We start from the raw sequence: 20,394 nt of genomic DNA on the forward strand, positions 1-20,394 counted from the left end.
GCTTGGTTCGTGACGAGTTGCTTGGTTCGTACCGGTGACCCGTGATCGGTGTTCGGTGACCGCGGGCCGGTCGTTCGGCGGTCGGTAACGGTCGATTGCCAGTGATCGGTCGTCAGTTTGTGGTCGTAAGTCGTCAGTTGGCAGTCGTTCAGTGCGAGGTCAGGCCCCAGATCAGGGCGAGGGCCGAGGACGGGGCGAGCGCGCCCACCCCCCAGCGGATGGCCCGGTACTTGGCGGACAGGATCGAGCTGACGTCCACCGCCTGGACGAGCAGCCACCGGGTGGGGTCGAGGCCGGCCTCGGTGACCCGGGCGGACAGCCCCGCGAGGTCGCGGGGCGCCACCAGGTCACCGAAGTACGTCACCCCGTCCCCGCCCCGGACCGTGCCGGTCCGCGGCAGCAGCGCCCCGACCAGCGCGCCCACCGCGACGGCCCAGAACACCCCGGCGAGGACCAGCGTCACGTCCGCCGGCCCGTGCCAGCCCGGGGTGCCGTGCCAGCCGGCCAGGAACGCGGGCAGCGCCAGCGTCCCCGACAGCAGCACGGCCGCCTTGGAGTCGGCGCGCCCGAGGTCCTCGCGGACCGTGCTCAGCAGGCGCTCGGCGATGCGCTCCTCCGCCCGGTCGTGGCTGTGCCGACCCCCGTTCGGCACGGGCACGACCGGGTCGGAGGAGGTCTGTGACCCGCCCTGGGCGCTCATCGGTCCTCGTCCACCCAGGACCAGCCGTCGTCCTCGGCGCGGCTGCGGCGCGGCGGCGCGGGCTCGGGTTCCTCGTCCTCGGGGTGGTAGGGCTCGGGCCGGTGGACGCGCTCGGGCGGCGGATCGTGCCGGACGTCGTCCGCCGGCCGGCGCCGCGGCCGGTCGGGTCCGGGCTCGTCCCAGGGCGGCTCGGGCCGGTGGGGCCGGCGGCGGGGCGGTTCGTCCGACGCCCACTCCGGGGTGAACGGCCGGTCGCCGGCGGCCGGTTCCAGCTCGCGCGGCTCGCGGCGGGCGGGCAGTGAGCCGATGGGGCCCTGGATGGGGCGGCGCTGGTCGCGGTTGAGGAGGTTGAGGACCTGCGTCTCCACGTCGGCGGCGTGGAGTTCGCCCGCCATCGCCATGGAGTACAGCCGGTCCAGCCGGTCCTTCTCGTCCTGCCGGCCCTCCTGCCGGATCTTCTCCAGGAAGTCCTTGGCACCGGCGGGGTCGGCGGCCAGCATGTAGGTGAGCTGCTCCATGTCGCCGCCGCGCAGCATCCGCCGGAACTCGTCCTGGCGGACCCGGGTCACCTCGGCGTCGGCGTGCACCTCGCGCTTCTTCTGCGCGTACGCGATGGCCTCGTCGTCCACGCCCAGCCGGACGTAGAGCCTGACGCGCAGCCCGAGTTCGGCGCCCAGGTCGCTCCAGCGTCCGCCGACGCACTCCTGGGTGATGACGCGGTTGGCCTGGTCGGCCTCGGTGACGCGGTAGCCGAGGGTGACCTCCCGCAGCCGTTCCAGCACCGGTGAGGTCAGCCGTGCGGCGACGTCGGTGACGACATTGACGGCGACCAGGTGCGGGTCGGTGACCTCCCATTCGATGTCCACCTCGGCCTTGAAGAAGCTGGTGCCGCCGGAGGCGGGCAGGTCCATGTCGAGGGTGGTCACGAAGGTGCCCTGGGCGATCTCGCACACGGTGTAGGGCCGGGCCAGGGCGCGTTTGCCGACGTGCTGGATCCCGGAGACGGTGATCACGCTGTAGCCGCCGTTGCGGTAGAACACCACGGAGGCCCGCTGGGCGCTGACCGGCGGGTAGCCGCCCGTCGGCGCGTACTCCCGCAGGAAGGGCCCCGCGGGCGCCGCGCCCCCGGTGCCGGCCCGGTTCTCGTCCTCAGCCATGCCTCTCCTCCTCGCGCGTGCTCTCCCGGCGGGTCCGCTCCTGGCGCGGTGGTTCGTGGCGCGCCGGTCCCTGGCGCGGGGCTTCCTGACGCGCCGGTTCGGGGCGCGGCGGCCGCCGGCTCGCGGGTTCCTGGCCCGCGCGCCGGGCCGGGGTGACGGCGAGCCACCACAGGTCGCGCGCCCGTGCGTCGGACAACGGCTTCTCCGGGTCGTTCATCATGCGGCGCAGCAGCCAGTCCAGCCGCCGCCGGTCGTACTCGTCGCCGGCGAGCGCGGGCAGCAGCGCCGCCAGTCCCCGCCGGGTCCACTCCGTGCCGTCCTTGCGCACCGCCGACCGCAGCAGGGTCTCCAGCGCGTCCGTCGCCACGTCCTTGGAGCGGGCGGTGTTGAGTGCCGTCCACATCAGGTCGGCCATGGGGCCGACGAGTTCGGGCCGGTCGGCGGCGAGGGCGAGCGGCAGCGGCCAGTCGCCGCGGTCGGCCAGCGGCGAGTCCGGGTCGTCCGTCAGCACCTCGTCGACGGTGGTCAGGGCGAGCCGGACGGTGGTGACCAGGCCCATGTCCTGGTAGGGCGGCCGCTTGTGGTGGGTCCAGTCGGCCATCCGCGCCAGCACGCGGCCCCCGTCCCGCAGTGCCAGCAGGCGTACGACGTTGAAGGAGGCGACGGCGAGCTGGTCGCCGTCCTGGTGGATGCCGATGCGGGCCAGGGCGTCCAGGGTGTCGTCCGTGGTGGCGGCGGCGTTGCCGTAGCCGAGGGCCATCGCCGCCGTCCAGCGCAGCGTTTTGTTGCCGTGCCGGCTCCACTCGCCGACCAGCCGGTGCACGGCCGCGCGGTGCGAGTCGTGCCGTGCGGCCTGGTCGAGCGTGGTGGCCGCGAAGATCCGCCGCAGTGGTGTGGCCGCCTCGGCCAGCGGGCGGACCAGCTCGGTGTAGCCGTGGTCGAAGTCGCGGACGCACAGTTCGCCGGCGGCGACCGCGGCGCGCATCCACACCTGGGGGCGCGGATCGTCGGCCAGCAGCCGCAGCCAGCGCATCACCGGCGCCCGAGCCGGGAAGTGCCGGTCCCACAGCTCGGTCAGCACGGCGGACGGCAGTGCGGAACCGCGGTACCAGATCAGCCGGGCCGGCACCTGCGCGCCGGCCACCTCGACCTCGCCGTCGGTCAGTTCGGCGCGCGAGAGCGCCAGGTCGGCGTCCGGGTCGTCGCAGAACAGGGGGCGGGCCGGGGTGTGGTCCGGGTCGCTCTGCACGGACAGTTCCCAGGTGAGCAGGTGGGCGGCGGAGGCCACCGCGCTGTGCGGGGCGCCGCCGAGCACGGCCAGCGCGATCCGGAACGCCACCGGGTGGAACAGGGTCGCCGTGCCCGGTCGTCCCGTCTTCCCGTCCGCGTCGGCCGCCGGTGCCGTCAGCGCGCGGTCCACGCCCGCGAACCACTCCTGGGCCTGGGCCGCGGCCAGGCTCCGGCAACCGGACAGCAGGTCCTCGTGGGTGACGTCCCCGAGCACGTGCCCGGCCAGCAGGGAGGCGAGCAGTTCGGCCTCGGCGGGACGCAGGTCCTTCAGGCCGACGGCGTCCTTGACGTCGTCGCGTTCGGCGAGTTCCTCGGCACGGGCCAGCAGCCCGGCCGGGCCGGCGTCGTCGCCCTGCGGTGCCGTGCCCGCGTGGCGCTCCAGGCGCTCGCGCAGCCGGGTGCGCAGCAGTTCCCCGGTCGGCGCGGGCGGGCACAGCATGCCGTACCGGCCGGCGAGCAGGGGGTTGGCCGCCGCCCCGACGGCGACGACGACCACCGCGAAGGCCTCGCTGCGGTCCAGGGCCGCGGCCAGTTCGTCCAGGTCCATCTCGGCGGGGGGCAGGACGCCCGGCCGGGTGAGGGAGACTTCCAGCAGGTACCCGCCCCCGGTCCGGCCCTCCTCGTCCTCCTCGGCGCGCGGCCCGGCAAGGGAGGCGGCGAGCTGGCGCACTCCGTCGTCCGGGTCGACCCGGCGCACCCGGTGGCCGGAGGCGGACCCGGGGCGGCTGCCGCGGGCGGCACCGGTGGTTACCTCGTCGAGCAGGGACAGCGCGGTGCTCGTCCGTCCGGTGCCCGGAGCGGCGCCGAGCACCAGCAGGCGGCGGGACCTGAGCGCGTTGCGCAGTTGTACGTACCCGTCGGGCTCCACGTGGATACGGCGCAGCCGGCGCAGTTCCTCGTCGGGCACCGGTCCGCTGCGCATGCCCGCTGCCGTACGGCGGCTGTCCAGCAGCAGGTTGACGTCGCCGATGTGGGCGTTGCGGAAGTAGTTGCGGTCGAAGCTGGTGTGGTCGCGGCCGACGTCGAACAGCCGGTGGGTGGCGCGGCGGGTGCGGGCGGCGGCGGCGAGGTCGGTGGGGCCGTCCTCGCTCTCCTCCTCGGCCAGGGGGTCGCGGGTGTGCTCCTTGAACCGCCCGGCGGCGCGCTCCCGTTCCTTCTCCCGCTCCCGTTCCTTCTCCCTTTCCTTCTCCCTTTCCTTCTCCTTCTCCTTGTCCCGTTCCCCGGCCTTGTCCGGGTCGTCCTCGTCGTCGGCCCGGGACGGGCGTCCGCCACCGCCGGCCCCGTCGTCGCGGGGCCTGTCGCCCTTGTCCCGCTTCTCCTCGTCCTGCGGCGGGCGCGCCCGCTCCGGCTTCCGGTCCCGGTCGGGCTGCTCGCGCCGCTGCGGCCTGTCGGGGCCCTCCCCGGCCGGGCCGTCCGCCTGCGCTTCGTCGCTCACGCGGCTCAGCCCTTCCGCTGCTCGGTGTCGCGGCCGCTGATCCGGCCGATGTGCACGGGCTGGTGGTAGACGTTGTCGTGGTGCTCGGACATGTCACCGTGGACGGTGTACCGGGCCCCGGCCGGGCCCGCGATGGAAGAGGCGGCGCCGGACGGGCCGCCCGCGGACGGCTCCTCGGCGGTGGGCGGCTCTTCGGCGGGGTGCGCGGGGACCCCTGCGGCGGCCGGGGCGGGTGCGGCTTCGGGGATCCGGGGAGCGGGCCGGCCGGGCAGGTGGAACCAGGCGGTGACCTCGCCCTCCTTGAGTTCCAGCCGCGCGGGGGCGTAGCGCTCGGGCTCGATGAACTTGCCGCCGCTCCTGACCACGTCCTCGTACAGGGACGAGGAGGTCACCAGGACGAGGTCGGCGTCCTCGGCATCCAGGAGCTGCCGGGCGAGGGGGGAGTCGGCGAGCCGGCAGGCGAGGTCGACGGCGCGGCCGCTGACGCCCCGGTCGTCATGGCGGACCGGGCCGACGTGCATGCCGATCCGCAGCCCGAGGGGGACCCGCAGACCGCGGTTCTCGTCCCGCAGCTTCTCGTGCACCTCGATCAGCCACAGGCCGAGCATGCGGTCGGCCGCGATCCGGCCCTGCACCGCGAGCAGCACGCCGTCGCCGCGGTCCTCGGTGTGCAGGGCGTCCGGCGGGACGGCGGCGTGCGTGAAGGCCGTCTCCAGCACGCGGTAGATCCGGGCGCGCATCCGCTGCTTGTCGACGTCGTCGTACTGGCCCGACCGTCTGGCGTCGACGCTGACGACCAGCTCGTAGTGCGCCTCGGTCGGTTCGGTGGCGTCGTGGTTCACCCGTGTCCCCCTGCAGGTCCTGTGCGCTTGCCGAAGAGGTGGTGGTTCTGGTCGTGCTCGTGGTGCCGGTCGCTCCGGGGGCCTTCGTGGCCCTGGTGGTCCGTCCCCAAGAGCGTGTCCTGCGGGGCGGGAGACGTCTGTAGCCGTTTACACACGTGGGGGCGGGATCTCCTCGTGATGGCCGTCCGCGAGGAGTGCGAGCAGGTCCGGGTCGAGGATCTCCACCATCCGGTTGCCGGTGCGCACGATGTCCTGGGAGCGCAGCAGCCGCAGGGCCTTGGCGACGGCCTCGCGGGTGGCGCCGACCGTGGCGGCCAGTTCGTCCTGGGCCAGGTGGACGACGGGGCCCGCGGGTCCGGGGCCGCCGGGCGCGGGGCCTGCCCGGGAAGGGGCGTAGGGGCCGGAGGGGGCGGCCGCGGACAGCTCGGTGAGCCGGCTGGCCAGGCGTTGCAGCACGGTGAGGGAGGCGAGCGCGGACCGTTCCTGGTCGGCGCTGCGGAGCCGGAAGGTGAGCTGGCGGATCACCAGGCCGCTGACGCGCGGGTGCAGGGCGAGGAAGCGGCGGAAGGCGTCGCCGGGTATGAGGCGGGCGTCCACGGGTCCCAGGGCGCGCACGGTCGCGCTGCGCGGGTGCGGGTCCAGCGCGGCCATCTCGCCGAGCAGTTCACCGGGGCCGCGCAGGCCGAGTATGAGCCGGGTGGCGCCGCGGTCCGTCGACACCGAGACCGTCACCCACCCGCGGTCGAGGATCATGACGTGGTTCGACCGGTCCCCCTCCGTCAGGAGATGGGTGTCGGCCGGGTAGTGCCTGCGGCTGCCGAGCGCCATCACGCTCTCGCGTTCCTGGGCAGTCAGGGCATGCGCGAATGCCAGCTCACCGCCGAGCAGCCCCATGCCACGCCCCCCGCCGCAGTCCGGATGCCTGTGCCTCGTTGGCGATGATGGTGACAGAGAGTCGATTTAGGGCGAGTGAATTACGCCACATTGTTGTACTGGCCAGTAGGGTACGAGCTGGCAGGTGGGCCGCCCGGTCGTCTCACGGCCCTGCGGCACGGCGCCGGTCAGGGTCTGCTCGCGGCCCCTCGGCGCCGCACGGCCCGTACGGACGAGGGTGAGGTCAGACCCGGCCCGGCGGCGGCGCCGGCCCCCGGCGGCGCGAGGCGGGCGGTGAAACGCTTTTGGCGAAAACTCAGGTTTCCCCGCCGCGGAGGCGGTGACGGCTCCGTGGTGAGGTCGTGAGAGTACGGTGACGCCCCGCCCGCCCGGCTCGTTCCGCTTAGAGCTGCGAACAAAAGTGGGTTCCGATCAGCGGGCGGTGTCCGGTGCGTGCGATCGCAAGGCGCCGGAAGGTCCTTGTAGCGGCGCTGTCAGGGCCTTCCGGCAACGCGGCGAGGGCGCGTGCCGGGCGCCGGCCGCCGGGGCCCACTTTTGTTCGCAGCTCTTACGCCCACGCCCCGCGCACCCGCCCGCGTGCTCCGCCCCGCACCCGCCCGCGCACCCGCCGGCGTGTCCGGCCCGGAACCCGGCACGGCGCCTGCCGCCGCCCCGCGGCCGCCCGCGCACACGCTCGCGCGGTCGGTCGGTCGGTCGGTCGGCCGGGCGGTCGGTCGGTCGGCCGGGCGGGCGGCCGGTCGGCCGGGCGGTCAGGCGGCCGGGCGACGGAGCGCGGCAGGGGCGCGGCGGGGCCCGGCCGGCGGTAGGGGCTGCCCGAGCGCGGCAGGGACGTGGCCGGCCCCGGCCGGCGGGGAGGGCCGCTCTGACGCGGGCGCCCGCCGCCGTGCCTGGCGGCCGCGGGGGCGGGCGTTCAGTTCAGGTGGCAGGGGTGGCCGTCGAGCGTGAAGCCGTACGGCCCGCCGCCCGCGGCGTCCCCGGCGCCCGAGGGCCCGGCCGGTCCGGAGGCGATGAAGCCGAAGGAGAGGGTGCCGCCCGCGGCCACCGAGCGGTTGTAGGCGACGGAGGTGGCGGTGACCCGGGAGCCGCTCTGCGCGACCGTGGCGTCCCACATCTGCGTGATGCGCGGCCCGTCGCCGAAGCTCCAGCCGATCCGCCAGGTCTCCAGCGCGCGGCTGGTGGTCACGGTGACGGCGGCCTGGAATCCGCCCGGCCACCGGTCGACGAGGTCGTAGCGGACCCGGCAGCCCCGCGCGGTCGCGGCGGGGCCGGAGACGCCGCCCGCGGCGGCGGCCGAGGGGGTGCCCTGCGGCTCCGGGCCGGGGGCGTGGCGGCCGGGGCCGTGCGCCGCACCGCTCGCGGTGGACCGTCCGGACGGGGACGCCGTGGCCCGGCCGGGGGCCGGTGGACGCCCGGCGGACGGCGGGACGGCCGTGGGGTCGGCGACCGTCCGCCGGTCCGCGTCGTCGTGGGCGGCGTCGCCCGCCGCGCCGCCGAACGGCATCAGCGAGACGGCCAGGGCCAGCGCCGACAGCGCGACGGCCGTGGCGAGCAGACCGCCGCGCACCAGCCGTGCCCGCCCCGCGCCGTCGGCCCGCGGATCCCGGTCCGCCGCGCCGGCCGCCGGCCGCGCGCCGAGGCGCACGTCGGCCGCCCGGCGGCGGCGCTCCAGGTAGGCGAGGCCGCCCCAGCCGATCACCCCGCCGGCCAGCGCGGCGGGCAGGGTGCCCGCGTGCAGCCGCAGGCAGGCGGCGGCCTCGGCGCACCCGGGGCAGGTGGCGAGGTGCCGGGAGAGGTCCTCGGGGGTCTGGACGGGCGCCGCCGGCCGGGTGACGGCGTCCAGCAGCCGCGCGTAGCCGCGGCACTCCGGCTCCATCGGCGTGTCGAGGTGGTCGCGCCGGCAGCGGTCCCGGAACAGGCCGCGCACCTGCTCCAGTTCGTCGGAGACGCGGGCCGGGTCGAGCCCGAGCCGGCGGGCCACGACGACCAGCGGCAGCGCCTCCACCTCCGCCAGCCACAGCAGTGCCGCGTCCGCCTCCTGGAGGTCGCGCAGCGCGCGCAGCGCCAGCGGGCGGTGGAGCGGCGGGCCGGAGTGGCGGGCCGCCCGCGGGGAGTTGAGCCACAGCCGCAGGTCGGGGTCGAGCCGGTCGCCGAGCCCGGCGGCCTCCCAGGCCGCGGCGGTGGTGCGTACCGCGGTCAGCATCAGCGGGAGCGCGGGCAGCCGGGGCGTGCGGCGGCCCCGGGACGCGCCCGCGTCCGCGGCGCGCACCTCGCGCAGGCCGAGCGCGAAGGCCTCCGCGGCCAGTTCCCCGGCCGCGGTGGACCCGGCCGTGCACAGGCCGGCGTAGGAGAGCACCGCGTCCCAGCACTCGGACAGCAGCGCGGCCTCGGCGGTGTCCCGGGGACTCGGCTGGTCGGGCATGGCTCTCCTGCGTCCACGGGCGGGGGGTCAACCGACCCCGTTCAGAACGGAGTTGAGGCAACTCTCGCGGTGGACGCCGAGCTTTTCACGTGTTCGACACAACTGACAAGCCACGTCTCCACATCGCGCGCAGGACGTGGCCCGCACTCAGGACGGGGTCAGTTCCTCTCCCCCGCCGCCTCCCTGGCGCCGCCGTCCGCGCCCGCGGCCGCGCTCGCGTCCGCGTCGTCCTGCGCCGGCAGGCTGTCCATGAAGGAGCTGACCGAGAAGACGGCGCGGCCGGGTCCGGGCGGGCCGTAGCCGGGGGGCGAGGAGAGACCGAAGTCGTCCATGGTGGCGCGGTAGGCCTCCAGCAGCCGGATGTGGTACTCCAGCGGCGCGCCCTGCGGGTTGGCCTTGCCGAGCGGGGTGGTGGGCTCGGGGCACCAGGTGGTGAAGCGCGGCGTGATGCCGTGCGACATGAAGAAGCGCAGGCCCTCGGTGGTGGAGGCGATGGCCTCGTCGACGGTGGTGAAGCCGAACGGCTCGGCCATCTCGACGCCCGCCACGAAGTTGGGGATCACGTTGCGCGCGCCGAAGACGTCGGCGGAGTCGAGGATGCGCTTGTGCCACTCGTCCCGGCCGACATAGCGCTCCTTGCCGGGGCAGTACAGCTCGAACAGACGGCGGTCCCACACCTCGAAGTTGGGGTGGTAGATCTGCACGCCGTAGTCCTTGAACCGCTGCACGTCGTCCTTGGGCAGCGCCTGGGCGACGACCTTGCCGATCCAGCGGCCCGGGAAGCGCTCCTCGATGGCCTTGGCGTAGTGGCCGTAGAAGTCGGCCTCGTCGCGGCCCGCCACCTTCGACGTGATCGCGCCGCCGGTGAGCGTGTAGGCGGTGGAGGCCTTCTGGGTGTCGTACCGGTCGATGATCTCCAGCGCCTCCAGGACCTCCTCGACGTCCTTGACACCGGTGTAGGGCCGGCCGGCCGCCTTGTGCTGGCGCCAGTTGTGGTTGATGTCGCAGTACTGGCACTCCTCCTTGGCGCCGAAGTACTGGCAGACCCGGAAGACGGTGAGGTAGATCAGGTAGCCCCACTGGATGGTGGGCGCCACCTCCATCACGGACTTCCCGCTGGCCAGGGTGTGCCGGTAGTACTCCGGCATGGGCGGCACGCCGACGTCGGCGATCCGCCTGCCGTCGAGGTAGAGCCCGAGCAGGCCCTCGCCGTCGGCCGCCACCCGGTAGGGCGAGGCGGGGTTCACCCGTACGGAGACGACGGTGCGCCGCAGGTCATAGGGTCCGCCGGTGAGGATGATCTCCTCGGGCGGGCGGCGCAGCGCGGCCTCGCCCAGCTCGGGGAGGGTGCCGTGGTCGAAGGAGAAGATGAAGTACGACTTGGGTTTCACCTCCCCGCCCTCGTTGTCGCTGAGCGCGGAGGGGTCGAAGGCCACACCGCCTCGCAGCAGGTCCTCCTTGAAGACCGCTTCCCTCGGCACGTGCGGGAAGCGGTCCATCAGATCCTCGACCAGCGCGGTACGGCTGCCCATCCCGTCTCTCCTCCTGGCTCGTACGTACGACTCCTCACGGTATGCCCCCGCGCCCCGGCGGGCGGTGCCGGGTCCCCCACTCGCGGGTGGCGCCGGCGGACGACGGGCCCCGGGACGAATTAGTATTGTCAATTGACAAATTACATGGCACCGTCGGCGGTCGGACGGGGCCCCGCTGCGGCCGGGCCCGGAGCGCTGGAGGGACGACACGATGACCGAGGCCGTGACCAACTGGGCGGGCAACATCACCTACACCGCCGGCCAGGTGTGCCGGCCGGAGTCGGCCGGCGCGCTGCGGGCGCTCGTCGCCTCCAGCGCGAAGGTGCGCGCCCTGGGCAGCGGGCACTCCTTCAACACGATCGCCGACCCGGGCGCCGGCGGCGTACTGCTCTCGCTGGCGGCGCTGCCGGCCGAGGTGGAGGTGGACACCGCGGCCCGCACGGTCCGGGCCGGCGGCGGTGTGCGGTACGCGGAGCTGGCCCGCCGGGTGCACGCGCACGGGCTCGCGCTGCCCAACATGGCCTCGCTGCCGCACATCTCGGTGGCCGGGTCGGTGGCGACCGGCACCCACGGTTCGGGGGTGGCCAACGGCCCGCTCGCCGCCGCCGTGCGCGAGGTCGAACTGGTCACCGCGGACGGCTCCACCCTGCGGATCGGCCGGGGCGACGCCCGCTTCGGCGGGGCCGTCACCTCCCTCGGGGCACTGGGCGTCGTCACCGCCCTCGTCCTCGACCTCGAACCCGCCTTCGAGGTGGAGCAGCACGTGTTCACCGAACTCCCGCTGGACGGCCTCGACTTCGAGACGGTGGCCGCCGCGGCCTACAGCGTCAGCCTGTTCACCGACTGGCGGGACCCCGGTTTCCGGCAGGTGTGGCTCAAGCGGCGCACCGACCAGCCGCTGCCGGACTTCCCGTGGGCCGTGCCCGCCCAGGTCGCGCTCCACCCGGTGCCGGGGATGCCGGCGGAGAACTGCACCGAACAGTTCGGCGTGCCGGGGCCCTGGCACGAGCGGCTGCCCCACTTCCGGGCGGAGTTCACCCCCAGCAGCGGCGCCGAACTCCAGTCCGAGTACCTGCTGCCACGCGGTGACGCCGTGGCGGCCCTGCACGCCGTCGACGCGGTCCGCGAGGCGGTCGCCCCCGTGCTGCAGACCTGCGAGGTGCGCACCGTCGCCGCCGACGAGCAGTGGCTCGGCCCGAGCCACGGCCGGGACACCGTGGCCCTGCACTTCACCTGGATCGAGGACACCGCCGCGGTGCTCCCGGCCGTACGGCGGCTGGAGGAGGCCCTGGAACCGTTCGGCCCGCGGCCGCACTGGGGCAAGGTGTTCACCGTGCCGGCCGCCGCGCTGCGCGAGCGCTACCCGCGGCTGGCCGACTTCCGCGCCCTGGCGCGCGAGCTGGACCCCGCCGGGAAGTTCACCAACGCCTTCGTACGGGACCTGCTCACCGGCTGACAGGCGTACGGAACCCGCTCGCCGCCCGGCGCTCGTACGAGACCTGCCCGCTGCTCTGCGTCCGCACGGAACCCGGGGCGGGCTGATGGCCACCACCCCTTGATTCCTACCCTCCCCAGGCGGCATCCTAGAGGCTCTAGGAAACGTGAAGGCGGGGCGGCGCCCCGGACAGCCGAGGAGACGGGGACCGCATGGCCCGAGCCGGACTCACCGCGGACCGCATCGTCGCGGCGGCGGCCGAACTCGCCGACGAGGCCGGGCTCGACGGCGTCAGCCTGTCGGCGCTCGCGCGGCGCTTCGGCGTCAAGGACGCCAGCCTGTACTCGCACGTCAGAAGCGTCCAGGACCTGCGCACCCGGCTCGCGCTGCGGGCCGGCGGCGAGATGATCGACGCGATCGCCGCCGCGGTGGCTGGCCGGGCCGGGAAGGACGCGCTGGCCGCGTTCGCCGGTGCCTACCGGGCGTACGCGCACCGCCATCCCGGCCGGTACGCCGCCACCCGGATCCGCGTCGACCCCGCGACGGTGACCGACGCGCCGGCGATGCGGCGCACCGCCGAGATCACCTACGGGATGCTGCGGGCCTACGGCCTCCAGGAGCCCGATCTCACCGACGCCGTCCGGCTGCTGCGCAGCACCTTCGACGGCTTCTGCGCCCTGGAGGCGGCCGGCGCCTTCCACGCGGGCCGGGACGTGGACGCCTCCTGGGACAAGGCCGTCGAGGCCCTGCACACCGCACTCAGCAACTGGCCACGGGAGACTCCACGACATGCACGACACGACTGACTTCCACCACGACGTGCGCGGCGACGGGCCGGTGCTGCTCGTCCTGCCGGGCGGGGCGGGGCACCCGATGGGGCTGGAGGCGATGACGGCCCGGCTCGCCCGGCGTTTCACCGTCGTCACCTGCGACCCGCTCGGCCTGGCCCACGGCCGCCTCGGGCGGCCCGTCGCCGACCAGCGCGTCGAGGACTGGAGCGAGGGGGCGCGGCGGGTGCTCGACGCGGTGCTGCCCGAGGACGGGTCGGCGTACGTGCTCGGCACCAGCGCGGGCGGCGTCGTGGCGCTCGACCTGCTGGCCCGGCACCCGGAGCGGCTGCGGCACGTGGTCGCGCACGAGCCGCCCTGCGTGGGGGTGCTGCCGGACGGGACGCGGCAGCGGGCCAGGTTGCGCGAGGTGTACGACGTCTACCGCGCGGCGGGCCCGCGGGCCGCCGGTGCGCGCCTGGCCGCCGTGCTCGCGGACCGCGAGGCGGACGACGCCGGGGAGCCCGGCGCCGAGGGCACCGCCCCGGGGTCCGGCCCCCTGTCCCGCGAGGAGGAACTGTCCTCCCCCATGGCTCTCTTCCTCGCCCATGTGCTGGTGCCGTTCACCGGCTACGTCCCGCCGCTGCCGGGGGCGGAAGCGGGCCCGGGGGCGGCAGGCCCCGGGGAGGCGGCCCCGCGGGGCGGTGCGGCGCTCGTCACGCTGGCCGCGGGCGAGGACCCGCACAGCCGGCTGCTGCACCGCACCGCGACCGCCCTCGCCGAGCGCCTGGGCGCGGGGTTCGCCCGCTTCCCGGGCGGTCACATCGGCGCCGTCCAGCAGCCGGAGGCGTTCGCGGACCGGCTCGCCGAGGTGTTCGACCGGGTCCCGGGAGGTCAGGACAGGTCGCCCACCGCGTCGGCGTAGTACGTGGACTCGGCGAGGTGGCGGGCGAGTTCGCGGAAGGTCCAGCCCTCGCCCGGCGAGCGGTCTAGCTGGTCGGCGGTGAGGGCGTCGAGCCGGACGGCCCAGATCCTGGCCAGCCGGGTGAGGCGGTTGCGGGCCTCTTCGAGGTCCTGCCGCGTGAAGGGCGCGAGGTCGGCCGCGGTCGTGATCGTGGAGGCGTGCCAGTGGTCGGGCTGCGGTGCCTCGCCCGCCAGCCGCGCCTCCAGCTCCGCGAGGTGGTCCACCATGTGGTCGGCGACCCGGCGGACCGCCTTGTGCGGGGTGTAGAGCCGGTCGTCGGCGGGCAGCGGCGTGCCGTCCCAGGCGGTCCAGGTGGCGGCCAGGGCCAGCACGTGGTCGACCATGCCGGTCACGGCCGCGGCGGGCGTGTCGTCAGGGGTGATCTCGCTCATGCGGCCACCGTAGGAGCCGGTCCGTTCGGTACCGGCCGAACTGTGGGAGACGCGGCCCGCCCGCCGCCGGACGCGCCCCGCGCCGCGTCCCGCCGGCCGCCCGCCTTCGCAGGGGCTCAGTCGCCGCGCTCGGCGGCGCTGCGCTCGACGCAGAACTCGTTGCCCTCCGGATCGGCGAGGACGGCCCAGCCGGTGCCGTCGGCCCGGCGGCGGTCGTCGACGAGCGTGGCCCCCAGACCGAGCAGCCGCTCGACCTCCTCGTCCCGGCCGCGGTCCTGCGGCTGGAGGTCGACGTGCACCCGGTTCTTGACCGTCTTGGCGTCCGGCACGGTCACGAAGAGCAGGCCCGCGCCCTCGATCAGCACCTCCTCGTCACCCGGCCGGTCGTCCTCGTGCACGGGCAGCTCCAGGACGCGCGACCAGAAGCCGGCCAGGCCGTACGCGTCCGAACAGTCGATCGTCACATGGCGGATCCTCGAAGTCATGCCCGTGATCCTGCCAGGCGCCCCGCCGACGGCGGTAGGGCATGTCGCGGCGGCACGCCGGCCGGTGCCGCGTCCCGAGCACGTCGTGCCGCGCGCCGGGGGTGTGCCGTCGAGGAGGTACGTGTCGACGGCCCTGGTCACGCAGGAGGTGTACGGGCAGGAGCCGTGGCCCTCGGCCCGCACCGTCAGCAGGACGCCGGCCTCCTCGCCCAGCTCCGCCGCCATGCGCCGGCCGCCCTCGAACGGAGTCGTCGGGTCACCGGTGCCCGCGACGACGAGGATCGGGTACGCGCCGTCCGTACGGACGCCGGGGGCGGTCCGCTCGCCCGCGACCGGCCAGTCGTAGCAGAGGGGCGGGCGAAAGCCCGAGTACGCCCGGTACGAGGACTTCCGCCCGGCACACCGAGCACTCGCACCGGACGCCGCAGGCCCGCCCTCCGGGCGACGACGGGAATTCGACGACAGGGCCTAGCGTCGTGGCATGACACAAGGTACGAACGGCGCGCCCCCCACCGGACTCGCCGAGGCGCTCGCCGCCGGGACGGTCGTGCTCGACGGCGGGCTGTCCAACCAGCTGGAGTCGGCCGGGCACGACCTCGGGGACGACCTGTGGTCGGCCCGGCTGCTGGCCGAGCGGCCCGAGGCGATCACTCAGGCGCACCTCGCCTACCTCGACGCGGGTGCCGACGTGGTGATCACCGCCAGCTACCAGGCCACCTTCGAGGGGCTGGCGCGGCGCGGGTTCGGCCGTGACCGGGCCGCGGCGCTCATCACGTCGAGCGTCGCCCTGGCCCGGGAGGCGGTGGCGCGGGTCCGGGAGAAGGGCGTCGCCCGCCCGCTGTGGGTGGCGGCCTCGGCCGGTCCCTACGGCGCCCTGCTCGCGGACGGTTCGGAGTACCGGGGCCGCTACGGGCTCACCGTCGACGAGCTGGAGCGCTTCCACCGGCCCCGCCTCGAGGTGCTGGCCGCCGCCCGGCCCGACGTACTGGCCCTGGAGACGGTGCCGGACGCCGACGAGGCGACCGCGCTGCTGCGGGCCGTACGCGGGCTGGGCGTGCCGGCCTGGCTGTCGTACACGGTCGAGGGTTCCCGCACGCGCGCCGGGCAGCCCCTGGAGGAGGCGTTCGGGCCGGCGGCCGAGGCGGAGGAGGTGATCGCGGTCGGCGTGAACTGCTGTGCCCCCGCGGATGTGGAAGCCGCCGTGGAGGTAGCCGCCCGGGTGACCGGCAAGCCGGTCGTGGCCTATCCCAACAGCGGTGAGGTCTGGGACGCCCGGTCCCGTTCCTGGACCGGGGACCGCACGCTCACCCCGGCCCAGGCCGAGCGGTGGCGCGCCGCCGGCGCCCGTCTGATCGGCGGCTGCTGCCGGGTCGGTCCGGCGACGATCGCGCAGCTCGCCCGCACGCTGCGGGCGGGGTGACGGGACTCGCGCACCCCGACCTCACACCTCGAACTCACACGCCGGACCCAGGCGGCACCGTCTCACGCACCCCGAAGCCACACGCCCCGCGTCAGGCTGTCCGAACCCACGCGGCCCCGGACTCCCGCGCCCCGGTCAGGCGCCCCGGACGCCGCCGGAGCGGCGCAGGCGCCGTATCACCGCGCGCAGTTCCGCCGCCCGGGCCGGGGCGGCGGCGGCCGCCGTGTCCACGGATGCCCCGGCCGCCGCGCCGGCCGGTGCGGCGGGCGGCCGCGACAGCGGCAGCGGGCCGGTGGCGGCCGGGCCGGTGGCGGCGGGCGGGGCGGTCCACAGGGCGAGTTCCGCGTCCCGCGGCCCGTACGCCGTGTGCGGTGGCCCGTCGCCGAAGACGCGGACCGGATGGGCCGGGTCCCACGCCTCCCAGCCGGGGTCGCCGTCCGTGGCGAAGCGGACCCAGGCGGCGTGCATGGCGTCGGCGAGTTCCTGCGGGGCGCCCTCGCCGGCGAGCCGGCGCGAGTCCGGCACGTCGCCGGTGTCGAAGACGAAGCCCAGTTCGAGCGCGTGGCAGGCGCCCAGGTCCGGCAGCAGGGACGGCCACGCGAACTCGTACACGTACGCGGACCCGGCGCGGGCGTCGGCCAGCCGGTGCAGGGGGCGGCGCAGCAGGTGGTCGGTGACCAGCTGGCCGACGATCTCGGCGGCGCCCGCCCGGGGCCGCAGGGAGCGGTAGCCGCGGACCACCTCGTGCCCGCAGTGGCAGCGGGCCATCGCACCGGCCAGGGCGACCGGGCCGAGCCGGTCGACGCGCTCCAGCAGACCGCCGGGCACCAGCCACAGCCGGTACTCGTCCCGGGTCCAGCCCATCAGGAGGCCGGCGCCGCGGGCGGCCTCCCCCTCGATCAGCGCCTCCAGCGGGTCGCGGGGTACGAGGTCGCCGTCGACGACGATGCCGAAGGCGGGGCCGCCGAGGACCGGGCTGCTGAGCCGGCCGACCTCGGCCTGGGTGCGCAGCAGCAGGTCGCGGTCGACGGCGGCGAAGGCCTCGGCGGTGGCGGGGACCTTCAGCCGGGCCGCCATCCGGCGCACCATCCGCCGCACCTTGTCGCGGTCGGCGGCCTCGGGCGGCCCGCTCTGCAGCACGGCCCGCCGGAAGAGCCCCTGGGCCTGCGGGGCGGCGATCAGGGCTCCGGTGCTGATGGCACCGGCCGACTGGCCGCACAGGGTGATCCGGCCGGGGTCGCCGCCGAAGGCCGCGATGGCCTCGTGGACCCAGCGCAGCGCGGCGAGCTGGTCGCGCAGGCCGGGGTTGGCGGGGGCGTCCGGGAACAGCCCGTAGCCCTCGACGCCCAGGCGGTAGTTGACGGAGACGAGGACGACGCCGTCCCGGGCGAAGGAGTGGCCCTCGTACACGGGCACGGCCGACGAGCCGCGGGTCAGCGCCCCGCCGTGCAGCCACACCAGGACGGGCAGCCGGGCCGCGGGGCTCGGGTCGGGCGTCCACACGTTCAGGTTGAGGCAGTCGTCGCCGGGCACGGAGGGGTCGGACAGGTACTGCGAGAAGGCCTCGGAGTACGGCGGTTTCGGCGCGGTCGGCCCGTAGGCGCCCGCGTCGCGCACCCCGTCCCACGGCTCGGGCGGCCGGGGCGGCCGGAACCGGCGGGGGCCGAAGGGGGGTGCCGCGTACGGGATCCCCCGGAAGGCGGCCACCCCGTGCTCGTACCTTCCGCGTACCGCCCCGTGCGGCGTTCTGACCACGGGATCCGTCCGGTCCGACGTCATGTGCCCACCAGCCCTTCAGCGCGCTCGCTGCACCCCGCTCGCGCCCGGCCGACCGCGCACGAGTCCCGGTAACCCAAGAGCACCACGGCGCCTCGTGGTATTCCTCCGCGGCGCCCCGGCCGGACCGCCGGGCGTACCCGGGGAGGCGGGGCGGGGCCACGGAAGGCCCCGCCCCGCCTCTGCGCCGACCGCCTGCCGGTCACCGGTCGCCCGCCGCCGCTGCGCGCGGTCGGCGGGTGGCCGGCGAGGTGACCGGGGGTGCCGGGGCGGTCAGGCGCCGTCCTCCTCTCCCGCTTCGCCGCGCGACGCCCCCACGAGGGCCTCCATCAGGTCGACCGCGCTTCCGTCGTGGTCGCTGCCGGCGGTGCCGCTGCCGGTCTGGAGGTTCGCCGTGCGGTCGACCTCGAGGATGGAGTCGGCGTGCGAGTTGTCGAGGACGGTGATGAGGCTGCCGGCCGCCGCGACGGGCGCCGGACCGGCGACCAGGGCCACCGCCAGCACGGCCGCCGTGCGCAGCCGGGGCGGACGGACGCTCACGCGCCGACGCCCGCGACCTCGCCGGCGCCCGCGCGCTCGGGCCGCCGGTGGGCCATGTTGCGCTCCAGCAGGCTGGTCGCCGCCCGTACGCCCACTCCACCGGCCGGGTCCACCTCGGGCAGCCGGCCGTCGGCGCGCCGCAGTTCGGCGAGGGCGCTGTCCATCGCCTCGTGCGCCGCGAACAGGCACGGGGTGGAGTAGATCGCGACGTCCACGCCCAGGTCGGACAGTTCGCTCAGCGACAGCCGCGGCGACTTGCCGCCGGCGATCTGGTTGAACAGCAGCGGCTTGCCGCCGACCACCTCGCGCACCCGCCGGATCCAGTCCACGCTGCGGATGCCGTCGACGAGGATCACGTCCGCGTCGGTGGCCGCGAGCGCCTCGGCCCGGCGCAGGATGTCCGCCTCGTCGGTGGCGTCCGTACGGGCCACGACGACCAGGTCCTGCCGGGTGGCCAGCACCTTCTCCAGCTTGGCGAGGTACTCGTCGAGCGGCAGCACCTGCTTGCCGTCGGCGTGCCCGCAGCGGCGGGGCCGCTTCTGGTCCTCCAGGATCACCCCGGAGGCGCCGATGCGTTCCAGTCCCTCCACCACGTGGCAGGCGACCTCGGGGTCGACGTAGCCGTCGTCGATGTCCACCAGCAGGTGGTGCGCGGGGAAGGCGCCCCGCAGCCGCTGGACGAACGCCACCATGTCCGGCCAGGCGATGAAGCCGATGTCCGGCAGTCCGTAGTAGGAGGCGGCGAAGCCGAAACCGGAGACGAACATGCCGTCGTAGTGTTCGGCCGCGATCGACGCCGAGTACATGTCGTAGACACCGATCAGCGGGGTGGTACCCGGCCCGGCGATCTGCTGGCGCAGCTTCTTGCCGTAGGTCAACGTGACTCCTCTGATGGGGGGTCGGGCGCGCGCGGCGCCCCCAGGGGCGGCTGCGTGCCGGTGAACGGCGGCCCGCTGCCCTTTGCCGAGACAAAAGGATCCCTAGACCGAGCCGAGATCGGGACTTGGTGCGTCCTTTACTCACCCGGACGGCGGAACGCCTTCACCGGAGAAACGTCACTGACCGGCGTGTCACGTCGCGGGGTTGATCCGGGCCGTCCGTTTTCTTCAAGACCGCCGGCCGCGGCCGTGCCACGGTGGCGGCATGACCCCACGATTCGCCGTGGTCGGCCTGGTCGCCTCGGACCTGGCCGCCTCCCTCGCCTTCTACCGCCGCCTCGGTCTCGTCTTCCCCGAGGGCGCCGAGCAAGAGCCGCACGCCGAGGCCGAGTTGCCCGGCGGCCTGACCCTCGCGCTGGACACCGAGGACACCGTGCGCTCCTTCCACCCCGGGTGGCGGCCCCCGGCGGCGGGCGGCCGGGTCTCGCTCGCCTTCCGCTGCGCCACGCCGGCCGGCGTGGACGCCGTCTACGAGGACCTGGTCGGCGCGGGGCACCACGGGGAGCTGAAGCCGTGGGACGCGTTCTGGGGGATGCGGTACGCGGTCGTCCACGACCCCGACGGCAACGGCGTCGACCTGTTCGCGCCGCTACCCGCGGACGCCGAGTAGTCCGCCCAGCGGCACGTCGGCCAACTCCCGCACGTCGCGGGAGAGATGAGCCTGGTCGGCGTATCCGGCACGGACCGCGGTGTCCGCGAACGGCACCCCGCTGCGCGCCAGCGCCAGGGCCCGCTGGAGCCGCAGCACCCGGGCCAGCGTCTTGGGCCCGTAGCCGAAGGCGGCCAGGGAGCGCCGGTGCAACCAGCGGGCGCCGACCCCGAGTTCGTCGGCGGTCGCGGCGACCGGGCGTCCCGCGTCCAGGGCCGCGACCAGGCGGCGCAGCAGCGGGTCGGGCGGTCCGGCCGCCTCCGCCCGCTCCAGCGCCGCCTGTTCCAGGGCGGCGGCCGGGTCCCGCGCCGCCTCCAGGCGGGCACGCAGCCGCCGTACCGCCGGGGCGGGCCACAGGTCGGCCACGTCGACGCGCCGGTCGCGCAGTTCGTGCGCGGGCACACCGAGGAGGGCGGGCGCCGTACCGGGGAAGAAGCGCAGGCCGGCCCAGTACGCCGACGGCCCGTCGGGGGCGTACGCCCGCGTGTCGGGCCCGGCGACCAGCAGCCGCCCCTCGCTCCACAGCAGGTCCATGCACCCGTCCGGCAGGACGAGTCCGGCACCGGCGCCGGACGCCGCCGGGCCCTTCGTCCAGAGGACCGCGCCGGGCAGCCGGGCGGGCCGTTCCGTGTATCCGCCGGGCGCGGGGACCGCGTCCGCGGGCCGGGGCGGCGCCCGGTGCGCGCCCGGCGCGCCGACCGCTCCCCCCGTCCTGCGTGCCCCGCACGCCCCGCTCGCGCCCTTCACACCGCTCATTCC

The 20,394-nt window shown here is 75.7% G+C and carries 18 protein-coding genes and 1 pseudogene; 5 read left to right on the top strand and 14 right to left on the bottom strand.

All coding sequences use genetic code 11. The annotated features are described in order from the left end of the window. Nucleotides 1–148: 148 nt before the first annotated feature. From AC6I72_RS06515 to AC6I72_RS06545, 7 genes are all read right to left on the bottom strand, one after another. Nucleotides 149–700 carry a Pycsar system effector family protein gene (locus tag AC6I72_RS06515; RefSeq protein ID WP_037858681.1) on the bottom strand — a complete coding sequence of 184 codons (552 nt, stop codon included), beginning with the start codon at nucleotides 698–700 and terminating at the stop codon, nucleotides 149–151. After that, nucleotides 697–1,857 carry a hypothetical protein gene (locus AC6I72_RS06520; protein ID WP_497999912.1) on the bottom strand — a complete coding sequence of 387 codons (1,161 nt, stop codon included), beginning with the start codon at nucleotides 1,855–1,857 and terminating at the stop codon, nucleotides 697–699. Before AC6I72_RS06520 ends, AC6I72_RS06515 begins: the two co-directional genes overlap by 4 nt. Beyond that, a complete protein-coding gene (locus AC6I72_RS06525; RefSeq protein ID WP_497999913.1) occupies nucleotides 1,850–4,582 on the bottom strand; it encodes a hypothetical protein in 2,733 nt (910 codons plus the stop codon). The genes AC6I72_RS06520 and AC6I72_RS06525 overlap by 8 nt, the downstream gene beginning before the upstream one ends. A gap of 5 nt (nucleotides 4,583–4,587) precedes the next feature. Continuing rightward, nucleotides 4,588–5,424, bottom strand: coding sequence for a nucleotidyl cyclase domain-containing protein (locus AC6I72_RS06530; protein WP_497999914.1), 837 nt, complete (start codon nucleotides 5,422–5,424; stop codon nucleotides 4,588–4,590). Between the two features lie 147 nt (nucleotides 5,425–5,571). Continuing rightward, nucleotides 5,572–6,318: a Crp/Fnr family transcriptional regulator gene (locus AC6I72_RS06535; protein ID WP_497999915.1), complete on the bottom strand. Its 747-nt coding sequence runs from the start codon at nucleotides 6,316–6,318 to the stop codon at nucleotides 5,572–5,574. 910 nt (nucleotides 6,319–7,228) lie between these two features. Next, nucleotides 7,229–8,737, bottom strand: coding sequence for a cellulose binding domain-containing protein (locus tag AC6I72_RS06540; protein ID WP_497999916.1), 1,509 nt, complete (start codon nucleotides 8,735–8,737; stop codon nucleotides 7,229–7,231). Nucleotides 8,738–8,895: 158 nt separating this feature from the next. Further along, entirely contained in the window at nucleotides 8,896–10,269 is a 1,374-nt protein-coding gene (locus AC6I72_RS06545; RefSeq protein ID WP_497999917.1) for a radical SAM protein, read from the bottom strand. A 211-nt stretch (nucleotides 10,270–10,480) separates the two neighbouring features. Here AC6I72_RS06545 and AC6I72_RS06550 point away from each other — a divergent pair, with 211 nt between their 5' ends. The 3 genes from AC6I72_RS06550 to AC6I72_RS06560 all read left to right on the top strand — a co-directional run bounded on the left by AC6I72_RS06550 (nucleotide 10,481) and on the right by AC6I72_RS06560 (nucleotide 13,396). Then, the gene (locus AC6I72_RS06550; protein ID WP_497999918.1) at nucleotides 10,481–11,725 is read left to right on the top strand and encodes an FAD-binding protein; all 1,245 of its coding nucleotides are present in this window, start codon (nucleotides 10,481–10,483) and stop codon (nucleotides 11,723–11,725) included. A 191-nt stretch (nucleotides 11,726–11,916) separates the two neighbouring features. Further along, nucleotides 11,917–12,510: a TetR/AcrR family transcriptional regulator gene (locus AC6I72_RS06555; RefSeq protein ID WP_037858669.1), complete on the top strand. Its 594-nt coding sequence runs from the start codon at nucleotides 11,917–11,919 to the stop codon at nucleotides 12,508–12,510. After that, nucleotides 12,494–13,396: an alpha/beta fold hydrolase gene (locus AC6I72_RS06560; RefSeq protein WP_497999919.1), complete on the top strand. Its 903-nt coding sequence runs from the start codon at nucleotides 12,494–12,496 to the stop codon at nucleotides 13,394–13,396. The genes AC6I72_RS06555 and AC6I72_RS06560 overlap by 17 nt, the downstream gene beginning before the upstream one ends. Here AC6I72_RS06560 and AC6I72_RS06565 read toward each other — a convergent pair. The 3 genes and pseudogenes from AC6I72_RS06565 to AC6I72_RS06575 form a co-directional block, all read right to left on the bottom strand. Next, on the bottom strand, nucleotides 13,366–13,827 hold the full coding sequence (locus AC6I72_RS06565) for a hypothetical protein (RefSeq protein ID WP_497999920.1): 462 nt from the start codon (nucleotides 13,825–13,827) through the stop codon (nucleotides 13,366–13,368). The genes AC6I72_RS06560 and AC6I72_RS06565 overlap by 31 nt on opposite strands. 116 nt (nucleotides 13,828–13,943) lie before the next feature. Then, the gene (locus AC6I72_RS06570) at nucleotides 13,944–14,312 is read right to left on the bottom strand and encodes a VOC family protein (RefSeq protein WP_497999921.1); all 369 of its coding nucleotides are present in this window, start codon (nucleotides 14,310–14,312) and stop codon (nucleotides 13,944–13,946) included. Between the two features lie 138 nt (nucleotides 14,313–14,450). Next, nucleotides 14,451–14,777, bottom strand: a pseudogene (locus AC6I72_RS06575) (alpha/beta hydrolase); the annotation flags it as partial. A gap of 16 nt (nucleotides 14,778–14,793) precedes the next feature. Between AC6I72_RS06575 and mmuM the strand changes: the two are divergent. Further along, nucleotides 14,794–15,732 carry a homocysteine S-methyltransferase gene (mmuM, locus tag AC6I72_RS06580; protein ID WP_497999922.1) on the top strand — a complete coding sequence of 313 codons (939 nt, stop codon included), beginning with the start codon at nucleotides 14,794–14,796 and terminating at the stop codon, nucleotides 15,730–15,732. A 135-nt stretch (nucleotides 15,733–15,867) separates the two neighbouring features. Here the strand turns inward: mmuM and AC6I72_RS06585 are convergent, their stop codons facing one another. The 3 genes from AC6I72_RS06585 to AC6I72_RS06595 form a co-directional block, all read right to left on the bottom strand. Then, nucleotides 15,868–17,511, bottom strand: a complete 1,644-nt coding sequence (locus tag AC6I72_RS06585; protein WP_497999923.1) for a carboxylesterase/lipase family protein — start codon at nucleotides 17,509–17,511, stop codon at nucleotides 15,868–15,870. 270 nt (nucleotides 17,512–17,781) lie between these two features. Next, a complete protein-coding gene (locus AC6I72_RS06590) occupies nucleotides 17,782–18,048 on the bottom strand; it encodes a hypothetical protein (protein ID WP_497999924.1) in 267 nt (88 codons plus the stop codon). Continuing rightward, the gene (locus AC6I72_RS06595; protein ID WP_497999925.1) at nucleotides 18,045–18,926 is read right to left on the bottom strand and encodes an isocitrate lyase/PEP mutase family protein; all 882 of its coding nucleotides are present in this window, start codon (nucleotides 18,924–18,926) and stop codon (nucleotides 18,045–18,047) included. Before AC6I72_RS06595 ends, AC6I72_RS06590 begins: the two co-directional genes overlap by 4 nt. Nucleotides 18,927–19,191: 265 nt before the next feature. Here AC6I72_RS06595 and AC6I72_RS06600 point away from each other — a divergent pair, with 265 nt between their 5' ends. Then, nucleotides 19,192–19,596 (top strand): VOC family protein, encoded by a 405-nt coding sequence (locus tag AC6I72_RS06600; protein WP_497999926.1) that lies wholly within the window; start codon nucleotides 19,192–19,194, stop codon nucleotides 19,594–19,596. Here AC6I72_RS06600 and AC6I72_RS06605 read toward each other — a convergent pair. Further along, nucleotides 19,576–20,391: a helix-turn-helix domain-containing protein gene (locus AC6I72_RS06605; protein WP_497999927.1), complete on the bottom strand. Its 816-nt coding sequence runs from the start codon at nucleotides 20,389–20,391 to the stop codon at nucleotides 19,576–19,578. The two genes, AC6I72_RS06600 and AC6I72_RS06605, sit on opposite strands and share 21 nt — an antisense overlap. Between the last annotated feature and the right edge of the window lie 3 nt (nucleotides 20,392–20,394).

This window comes from Streptomyces sp. Xyl84, from assembly GCF_059731885.1.

Coding starts and splice junctions, on each gene's coding strand:
- AC6I72_RS06560 (WP_497999919.1), top strand. CDS start 12,494: ATGCACGACACGACTGACTTCCACCACGACGTGCGCGGCGACGGGCCG.
- mmuM (WP_497999922.1), top strand. CDS start 14,794: ATGACACAAGGTACGAACGGCGCGCCCCCCACCGGACTCGCCGAGGCG.
- AC6I72_RS06605 (WP_497999927.1), bottom strand. CDS start 20,391: ATGAGCGGTGTGAAGGGCGCGAGCGGGGCGTGCGGGGCACGCAGGACG.
- AC6I72_RS06535 (WP_497999915.1), bottom strand. CDS start 6,318: ATGGGGCTGCTCGGCGGTGAGCTGGCATTCGCGCATGCCCTGACTGCC.
- AC6I72_RS06540 (WP_497999916.1), bottom strand. CDS start 8,737: ATGCCCGACCAGCCGAGTCCCCGGGACACCGCCGAGGCCGCGCTGCTG.
- AC6I72_RS06600 (WP_497999926.1), top strand. CDS start 19,192: ATGACCCCACGATTCGCCGTGGTCGGCCTGGTCGCCTCGGACCTGGCC.
- AC6I72_RS06550 (WP_497999918.1), top strand. CDS start 10,481: ATGACCGAGGCCGTGACCAACTGGGCGGGCAACATCACCTACACCGCC.
- AC6I72_RS06520 (WP_497999912.1), bottom strand. CDS start 1,857: ATGGCTGAGGACGAGAACCGGGCCGGCACCGGGGGCGCGGCGCCCGCG.
- AC6I72_RS06570 (WP_497999921.1), bottom strand. CDS start 14,312: ATGACTTCGAGGATCCGCCATGTGACGATCGACTGTTCGGACGCGTAC.
- AC6I72_RS06515 (WP_037858681.1), bottom strand. CDS start 700: ATGAGCGCCCAGGGCGGGTCACAGACCTCCTCCGACCCGGTCGTGCCC.
- AC6I72_RS06555 (WP_037858669.1), top strand. CDS start 11,917: ATGGCCCGAGCCGGACTCACCGCGGACCGCATCGTCGCGGCGGCGGCC.
- AC6I72_RS06585 (WP_497999923.1), bottom strand. CDS start 17,511: ATGACGTCGGACCGGACGGATCCCGTGGTCAGAACGCCGCACGGGGCG.
- AC6I72_RS06565 (WP_497999920.1), bottom strand. CDS start 13,827: ATGAGCGAGATCACCCCTGACGACACGCCCGCCGCGGCCGTGACCGGC.
- AC6I72_RS06545 (WP_497999917.1), bottom strand. CDS start 10,269: ATGGGCAGCCGTACCGCGCTGGTCGAGGATCTGATGGACCGCTTCCCG.